The sequence below is a fragment of the Halomonas sp. KM-1 genome, assembly GCF_000246875.1.
Lineage (GTDB): Bacteria > Pseudomonadota > Gammaproteobacteria > Pseudomonadales > Halomonadaceae > Halomonas > Halomonas aerodenitrificans.
On record NZ_BAEU01000060.1, the window covers coordinates 1 to 7,039 of the forward strand.

The 7,039-nt window shown below is 67.8% G+C and carries 8 protein-coding genes; all 8 read left to right on the forward strand.

Annotated features, from left to right (window positions below; all coding sequences use genetic code 11):
• Positions 1 to 554 (forward strand): four-carbon acid sugar kinase family protein (locus tag B8115_RS06245; RefSeq protein ID WP_010626907.1); only part of this gene is annotated, 554 nt, incomplete at its 5' end.
• The gene (gene otnC / locus B8115_RS06250; RefSeq protein ID WP_010626908.1) at positions 551 to 1,198 is read left to right on the forward strand and encodes a 3-oxo-tetronate 4-phosphate decarboxylase; all 648 of its coding nucleotides are present in this window, start codon (positions 551 to 553) and stop codon (positions 1,196 to 1,198) included. The genes B8115_RS06245 and otnC, both read left to right, overlap by 4 nt.
• A 36-nt stretch (positions 1,199 to 1,234) precedes the next feature.
• Positions 1,235 to 2,032, forward strand: coding sequence for a 2-oxo-tetronate isomerase (otnI, locus tag B8115_RS06255; protein WP_010626909.1), 798 nt, complete (start codon positions 1,235 to 1,237; stop codon positions 2,030 to 2,032).
• 34 nt (positions 2,033 to 2,066) lie between these two features.
• Positions 2,067 to 3,032 carry a D-erythronate dehydrogenase gene (gene denD / locus B8115_RS06260; RefSeq protein WP_010626910.1) on the forward strand — a complete coding sequence of 322 codons (966 nt, stop codon included), beginning with the start codon at positions 2,067 to 2,069 and terminating at the stop codon, positions 3,030 to 3,032.
• 70 nt (positions 3,033 to 3,102) lie between these two features.
• On the forward strand, positions 3,103 to 4,101 hold the full coding sequence (locus B8115_RS06265; protein WP_010626911.1) for a TRAP transporter substrate-binding protein: 999 nt from the start codon (positions 3,103 to 3,105) through the stop codon (positions 4,099 to 4,101).
• Between the two features lie 115 nt (positions 4,102 to 4,216).
• Positions 4,217 to 4,798 carry a TRAP transporter small permease gene (locus B8115_RS06270; RefSeq protein ID WP_010626912.1) on the forward strand — a complete coding sequence of 194 codons (582 nt, stop codon included), beginning with the start codon at positions 4,217 to 4,219 and terminating at the stop codon, positions 4,796 to 4,798.
• Complete coding sequence (locus B8115_RS06275) at positions 4,795 to 6,069, forward strand: TRAP transporter large permease (RefSeq protein ID WP_010626913.1); 1,275 nt, start codon at positions 4,795 to 4,797, stop codon at positions 6,067 to 6,069. The genes B8115_RS06270 and B8115_RS06275 overlap by 4 nt, the downstream gene beginning before the upstream one ends.
• 46 nt (positions 6,070 to 6,115) lie before the next feature.
• Positions 6,116 to 7,039: aldehyde dehydrogenase family protein (locus B8115_RS06280; RefSeq protein WP_010626914.1), on the forward strand; the 924-nt coding region annotated here is incomplete at its 3' end.

The following is a 7,039-nucleotide window of genomic DNA, read 5'->3' on the forward strand; positions in this document are numbered from 1 at the left end:
CGGCGTCGGGCAGTGCTCTGGTGCTGTCGGGTAGCTGCTCGCGGGCCACCCTGGCCCAGGTCGACGCCTTTCTCACGCGCTTTCCCGGCTTTGCCCTCGATCCGGCGTCGTTGGCCGAAGGGTCCGACCATCTGGAGCGAGCGCTGGCCTTCGCTCGCCAACACCTGGCCGGTGGCCGTCCGGTGCTGATCTATGCCTCGGCCGATGCCGAGCGGGTGCACCGGGTTCAGCAGATGCTGGGACGCGAACGGGCCGGCGAACTGGTGGAGAAGGCGCTGGGCGAACTCGCCCGACGGCTGGTCGACGAGGGCGTGGGACGCCTGGTGGTGGCGGGCGGCGAGAGCTCCGGTGCCGTGGTGTCGGCGCTGGGCGTCTGTGCCCTGCGCATCGGCGAGCAGATCGACCCCGGCGTGCCCTGGACCCAGGCCATGCTGGCCGGCCGCCAGGCGCCGCTGTCGCTGGCGCTGAAGTCGGGCAACTTCGGCGGCGAGGATTTCTTCCTGCGCGCCTTCGAGGTGCTGCCAACCGTCGGCGACAGCGGAGGTGTGACATGAGCACGGCCGATTGCCATCGCCTGCGCGAGCAGATCGCCACGCTCGGCAAGTCGCTGTTCGATCGCGGTCTGACCATGGGTTCGAGCGGCAACATCAGCGTACGCCTGGACGATGGCGGCTGGCTGATGACGCCGACCAACGCCTGCCTGGGCCGGCTCGATCCGGCACGGATCTCGCGCCTCGACCGCGACGGCTGCCTGCTCGACGGCGACGCCCCGACCAAGGAGCACTTCCTGCACATGGCGATGTACGCCGAGCGCCCTCGTGCCGGTGCCATCGTGCATCTGCACTCGACCCATTCGGTGGCGGTCTCCTGCCTGCCCGACGTCGACCCCTGCGACTGCATCCCGCCGCTCACCGCTTACTACGTGATGCGGGTGGGGCGCCTGCCCCTGGTGCCCTATCACGTGCCGGGAGACCCGGCGCTGGGAGATGCCGTGCGCGGCCTGGCCGGCAAGCACAGCGCTGTGCTGCTGGCCAACCATGGCCCGGTGGTGGCGGGCAAGAACCTGGAGGCGGCGGTCTACGCCACCGAGGAGCTGGAGGAGACCGCCAAGCTCTACCTGCTGCTGCGCGGCCATAATCCGCGCGGACTGACGCCCGAGCAGGTTGCCGAACTGGAGGCCCGTTTTCCCCGTGACTGATGCCGTCCCACGACCCAAGAACACGAGACGCGAAACATGATTCGACTGGCCGCCAATCTCAGCATGCTGTTCACCGAGCACGACTTCCTCGACCGCTTCCAGGCGGCTGCGGCGGCGGGCTTTCGCGGCGTGGAGTACCTGTTCCCCTATGCCTACGCTCCCGAGGAGCTGGCTGGTGCGCTGCGCGAAGCCGGCGTCGAGCAGGTGCTGTTCAACATGCCGCCGGGGAACTGGGAGGCCGGCGAGCGCGGTCTGGCCAGTCTGCCCGGGCGTGAGGCGGAATTTCGCGACGGCGTGGTCGAGGCGTTGCGCTACGCCGAAGCCCTCGACTGCCCCCGCGTGCACGCCATGGCCGGGCTGCTGCCGGTCGGCGCCGATGCCGAGGCGCGGGCGCGCCACCATGCTACCTACGTGAGCAACCTGCGCTTCGCCGCCGCCGAGGCGGCCAAGGTGGGGCGCCAGGTGCTGATCGAGCCGATCAACACCCGCGACATGCCGGGCTACTTCCTCTCGCGCCAGGCCCAGGCCATGGCGGTGCTCGAGCAGGTCGGGGCCAACGGCAGCCTGCGTCTGCAGTTCGATCTCTATCACTGCCAGGTCATGGAGGGCGATCTGATCCGTCATCTGGAACGGCAGTTCACCGCCATTGCACATATCCAGATCGCCGGCGTACCGGAGCGCCACGAACCGGACGTCGGCGAGGTGCACTATCCCGCCCTCTTCGAGCGGCTGGAGCGGCTCGGCTACCAGGGTTGGATCGGCTGCGAGTACCGGCCCGCGGCGGGCACCCGGCAAGGATTGGGCTGGGGGCGTGACTACGGGCTCATGGTCTGAGCGCAACGGCAAACACAACGACAGGATGCCAGACATGCACATCGTCATTACCGGCGGCGCCGGTTTCCTCGGCCAGCGTCTTGCTACTCGGCTGCTGGCACGCGGCGAGCTGAGAGGTGAGGCCATTCAGCGTCTGACGCTGGTCGATCAGGTCGAGCCGCCGTGCCCGCCCAGCGACACAGTCGACGTCGCGGGGCTGGCGCTGGACATCACCGAGCCCGGCGCGCTGGACGCGGTGCTCGATGCGCGTCCGCAGGTCGTCTATCACCTGGCCGCGGTGGTCAGCAGCGCCGCCGAGGCCGATCTGGATCTCGGCATGGAGGTCAACTTCGATGCCACCCGGGCACTGCTGGAGGGTTGCCGCGAGCGGGGGCTGGCCAATACCCGTCTGATCATGGCCAGCTCGGTGGCCGCCTACGGTGGCGAGCTGCCCGCGGTGCTCGACGACATGACCGCGCTGCAGCCGCAGAACTCCTACGGCACCCAGAAGGCGATGTGCGAACTGCTGATCAACGATTACAGCCGACGCGGCCTGGTCGACGGCTGCGTGCTGCGCCTGCCGACCATCATCGTGCGTCCGGGGCGACCCAACGCCGCCGCCTCGAGCTTCGCTTCCAGCATCCTGCGCGAGCCGCTCAACGACGAGGAGGCCATCTGTCCCGTGGCCACCTCCCTGGAGCTGTTTGTGATGTCGCCGGCCAAGGTGATCGAGGCGCTGATTCATGGCGCCGAGGTGCCGGGTGAGGCGCTGGCACCGTTTCGCGCCTTCATGCTGCCGGGCATCACGGTCAGCGTGGCCGAGATGCTCGACTCCCTGCGTCAGGTCGCGGGTGAGGAGGCGCTGGCGCGGGTGCGCCACGAGCCCGATCCGCGTATCGAGGCGATCGTCGCCAGCTGGCCGGCACGCTTCGAGACCCGCCGGGCGCGGGAGCTGGGCTTCGCCGGCGACCGCAGCCTGCACGATATCGTCACGGCGTTCATCGAGGAGCGCAGCCGATAGCGAGCACATAGCCGCGGCCGACAGGCCGCCGACAACAACCGAGGTGTTTCACGACGAAGAGGTCACAACAATGAAAACGCAGTTCGTACGCCACGCCCTCACTGCCGCCATCGGCGGCATCACCGCCGCCGCTCTGGTCGCCAATGCCCAGGCCGCCCAGGAGGTCAGCCTGGGTCACACCCTCTCTTCCACTTCCCACTATGCGGTGGGCGCCCAGGCCTTCAAGGAGACTCTGGAAGAACTCAGCGACGGCGCCTTCACGGTCACCGAATACGCCTCCGGTGCGCTGGGCGGCGAGCGCGAGATGATCGAGGGCCTGCAGATCGGCACCGTGGACGTGGTCATCACCTCCACCGGCCCGCTGGGCAACTTCGTGCCGGAGACTTACGTGCTCGACCTGCCATTCCTGTTCGAGAGCTACGATCAGGCCCGCTGCGTGCTCGACAGCGAGCTCGGCGGCGAGCTACTGGAGAAGATGGGCCAGCACGACCTGGTCGGCCTGGCCTGGTCGGAGAACGGCTTCCGCCACCTCACCAACAGCCGTCGCGAAGTGACCAGCCCCAGCGATGCCGAAGGGCTGCGGGTGCGCACCATGGAGAACGAGGTGCACCAGGAGGCGTTCCGTCAGTTGGGCGCACGGCCCACCCCGATGGCCTTCCCGGAGCTCTTCACGGCGCTGCAGCAGGGCGTGGTGGACGGTCAGGAGAACCCCATCACGGTGATCGTCGCCACCAACTTCTGGGAAGTGCAGGATCATCTCTCGCTCACCGGGCACGTCTATTCCCCCGCCGCCGTGCTGGGCTCGCCGCTGTTGCTCGACGGGCTCAGCGACGAGGAGCGCGAGTGGTTCCACGAAGCCGCCCGCGCCTCGGCCGAGGCGACCCGCGGCGAGGTATCGCGGCTCGAGGAGGAGGGCGTGGCCCTGCTGCGCGACAACGGCATGACGGTCAACACCGAGATCGACATCGGCCCCTTCCAGCAGGCGGTCGAACCGGCCTACGAGATCTTCACCCGTCAACATGGCAGCGAGATGCTGGAGAGGATCCAGGAGAAGGCGGCCAGTTGCTGAGAAGAGCGTGAATGCCCGTGCGGCGTCACCGCGCCGTACCGCACTGCTCTGAGGTGAGTCTCCAAACTGCGCTCCCGGCGTCTGCCGGGAGCGCGTCGGCAGGAATCGTGAACCCATGGTGGATCTCTTTCTTCGTTTCGAACGTCAGCTGACGCGCCTGGCCATGCTGGTGGCGGTGGTCATGCTGGTGGTGTCGGTGTCGTTCAGCTTCTATCAGGTGCTGACCCGCTTCGTCTTCAATGCGCCCTCCACCTGGACCGAGGTGGCGGCGCGCACGGCGATGATCTGGTGCGTGTTCATGGCCGCCGCCGCGACCTTCCGTGGCGGCTACATGATGGCCGTGGAGGCGATCTACAAGGTGGTGCCGCAGCGTCTGCTGCTGGTGCTCGAAATCGCCATCGTGCTGTGCTGCCTGCTGGTGCTGGCGGTGCTGGTACATTACGGCATTCTCATGACCCGGCGCGTTGCCAACCAGACCATGTCGGGCATGAACATCTCCATGGCCTACGCCTATGCCGCCATTCCCATCGGCGCCGGCTTCGCCATCGTCTCGGTGATTGCCCGGCTGCTGGCCCAACTGACCGGCCGCGAGGCGGTGGGCCCCGACCTGGGCGAGGCCGAGGTGGAGATGCACGACCTGCGCCAGACCATGCCCGAGACCGCCGAGGACATCGAGCGCGGAGGGCCGCGTTCATGAACCTGGTCATCGGTCTGTCATTGATCATTCTGTTCGCCTTCGGCGTGCCGATCGCCGTGTCGATCATGCTGGCCTCGATCATCGGCATCGAGTTCTTCACCCGGCTGCCGCTGCTGCTGGTGCCGCAGCAGATGTTCATCGGCATCGACAAGTTCCCGCTGATGGCGATCCCGTTCTTCATTCTCGCCGGCAATCTGATGGCCGCCGGCGGCATCTCCCAGCGCCTGGTGGACCTGGCCAAATCCATCGTCGGCGGCGTGCAGGGCGGGCTGGCGATGACCTGCGTACTGACCTGCATGATGTTCGCCGCGGTGTCCGGCTCCAGCGTGGCGACCACCTTCGCCATCGGCGCCATCCTGATTCCGGCCATGGTGCGCCATGGCTACCCCAAGCCGCTGGCGGCCTCGATCCAGGCCTCGTCGGCGGAGCTCGGGGTGCTGATCCCGCCATCGATCCCGCTGATCCTGTTCGGTGTGAGCACCGACACCTCCATCGGCCAGCTGTTTCTGGCCGGGGTGGGGCCTGGCCTGCTCATCGGCACCGCCTTGATCCTGTTCCTCTATTTGTTCTGCAAGGTGCGCGGCTTCGGCCTGGAGGACCACAAGGACAGCACCAGCTTCGTGATCTCGTTCAAGCGCGCCTGGGCGGCACTGCTGATGCCGGTGGTGGTGATCGGCGGGATCTACGGCGGCGTATTCACGCCCACCGAGGCCTCGGCGGTGGCAGTGTTCTACGCCCTGCTGGTGGGCGGGCTCTACTACCGCGAGCTCAAGGTCGCTGACCTGTGGCCGATCCTGCGCCAGAGCGTGATCTCCACCGCCGCGGTGATGCTGATCATCGCCGCGGCCTCGCTGTTCAGCTTCCTGATCAGCCGGACGGGCCTGCCGGGCCATATCGCTGGCTGGGTGACCGGTGTGTTCGACAGCCCCATGACCTTCCTGCTGGCGGTCAACGTGCTGCTGCTGATCGTGGGCATGTTCATAGAGACTTCCGCCGCCATCCTGGTGCTGGCGCCGATCCTGACGCCGATCGCCATCCAGTTCGGCGTTCACCCGGTGCATTTCGGTCTGATCATGGTGGTCAACCTGGCGCTGGGCATGATCACCCCGCCGCTGGGCGTGAACCTGTTCGCCGCCTGTGCGGTGGCCAAGATCTCCATCGATCAGATGCTGCCCTGGCTGGTGCGCTTCGTGCTGGTGGTGCTGGCCTGCCTGATAGCGATCACCTACATGCCGTGGATCTCGCTGGGTCTGGTGAGACTGGTCTACTGAGGAACGCTCTCAAGGACAAAGACAACGACAACGACAAGGAGGATGTATGACCGTGCTACCCGTGATTCCGCCCCGACACGCCCTGATCGGTGGCGAATGGGTGCCGACCCAGGCGCTGCTCGACGTGGAGACCCCCTCCAGCGGGCAGACCATCGCCCAGATCGCCCGCTGCCAGGCCGAAGAGGTAATGGTGGCCGTCGACGCTGCGCGTCGCGCCTTCAGCGGCAGCCTGGGCGAGTGGGCGCGCTGGAGTGCGAAGCGGCGCGGCGAATGGCTGCTGCAGTTCGCCGACGCCATCGACGCCGATCATGCCAACCTGGCGGCACTGGAGTGCGCCGATACCGGCAAGCCGATGGCCCAGGCCGAGGCCGATATACGCGCCTGTGCGCGCTACTTCCGCTTCTACGGCGGCGGTGCCGACAAGCTGCACGGTGAGACGCTGCCCTTCGACGAGGGCTTTGCCGTGCTCACCCTGCGCGAGCCCTATGGGGTGTGCGCGCAGATCATCCCCTGGAACTATCCGGCGCAGATCTTCGGGCGCTGTGTGGCGGCGGCGCTGGCCACCGGCAACAGCGTGGTGCTCAAGCCCGCCGAAGACGCCTGCCTGAGCGTGTTGCGCCTGGCTGAGCTGGCCTGCGAGTCGGGCCTGCCGCCCGGCGTGCTCAACGTGGTGCCGGGGCTGGGGCGCGAGGCGGGCGCGGCGCTGGCCTCGCATCCGGCCATCGATCATCTCTCCTTCACCGGCTCGCCCGAAACGGGCACTCAGGTGGCCCAGGCTGCCGCGGCGCACCATGTGCCGGTGACCCTGGAGCTGGGCGGCAAGTCGCCGCAGATCGTCTTCGCCGACGCCGACATGGACGTCGCGCTGGATGCCGTGGTGCGCGCCATCATCCAGAACGCCGGCCAGACCTGCTCCGCCGGCAGCCGCCTGCTGGTGGAGGCGAGCTGCGCCGAGGCGGTGCTGGGCGAG

What these genes read in the sequence shown, in the direction of transcription:
- B8115_RS06275 (WP_010626913.1), top strand. Translation starts at nt 4,795, where the DNA reads ATGAACCTGGTCATCGGTCTGTCATTGATCATTCTGTTCGCCTTCGGC.
- B8115_RS06270 (WP_010626912.1), top strand. Translation starts at nt 4,217, where the DNA reads ATGGTGGATCTCTTTCTTCGTTTCGAACGTCAGCTGACGCGCCTGGCC.
- denD (WP_010626910.1), top strand. Translation starts at nt 2,067, where the DNA reads ATGCACATCGTCATTACCGGCGGCGCCGGTTTCCTCGGCCAGCGTCTT.
- B8115_RS06265 (WP_010626911.1), top strand. Translation starts at nt 3,103, where the DNA reads ATGAAAACGCAGTTCGTACGCCACGCCCTCACTGCCGCCATCGGCGGC.
- otnI (WP_010626909.1), top strand. Translation starts at nt 1,235, where the DNA reads ATGATTCGACTGGCCGCCAATCTCAGCATGCTGTTCACCGAGCACGAC.
- otnC (WP_010626908.1), top strand. Translation starts at nt 551, where the DNA reads ATGAGCACGGCCGATTGCCATCGCCTGCGCGAGCAGATCGCCACGCTC.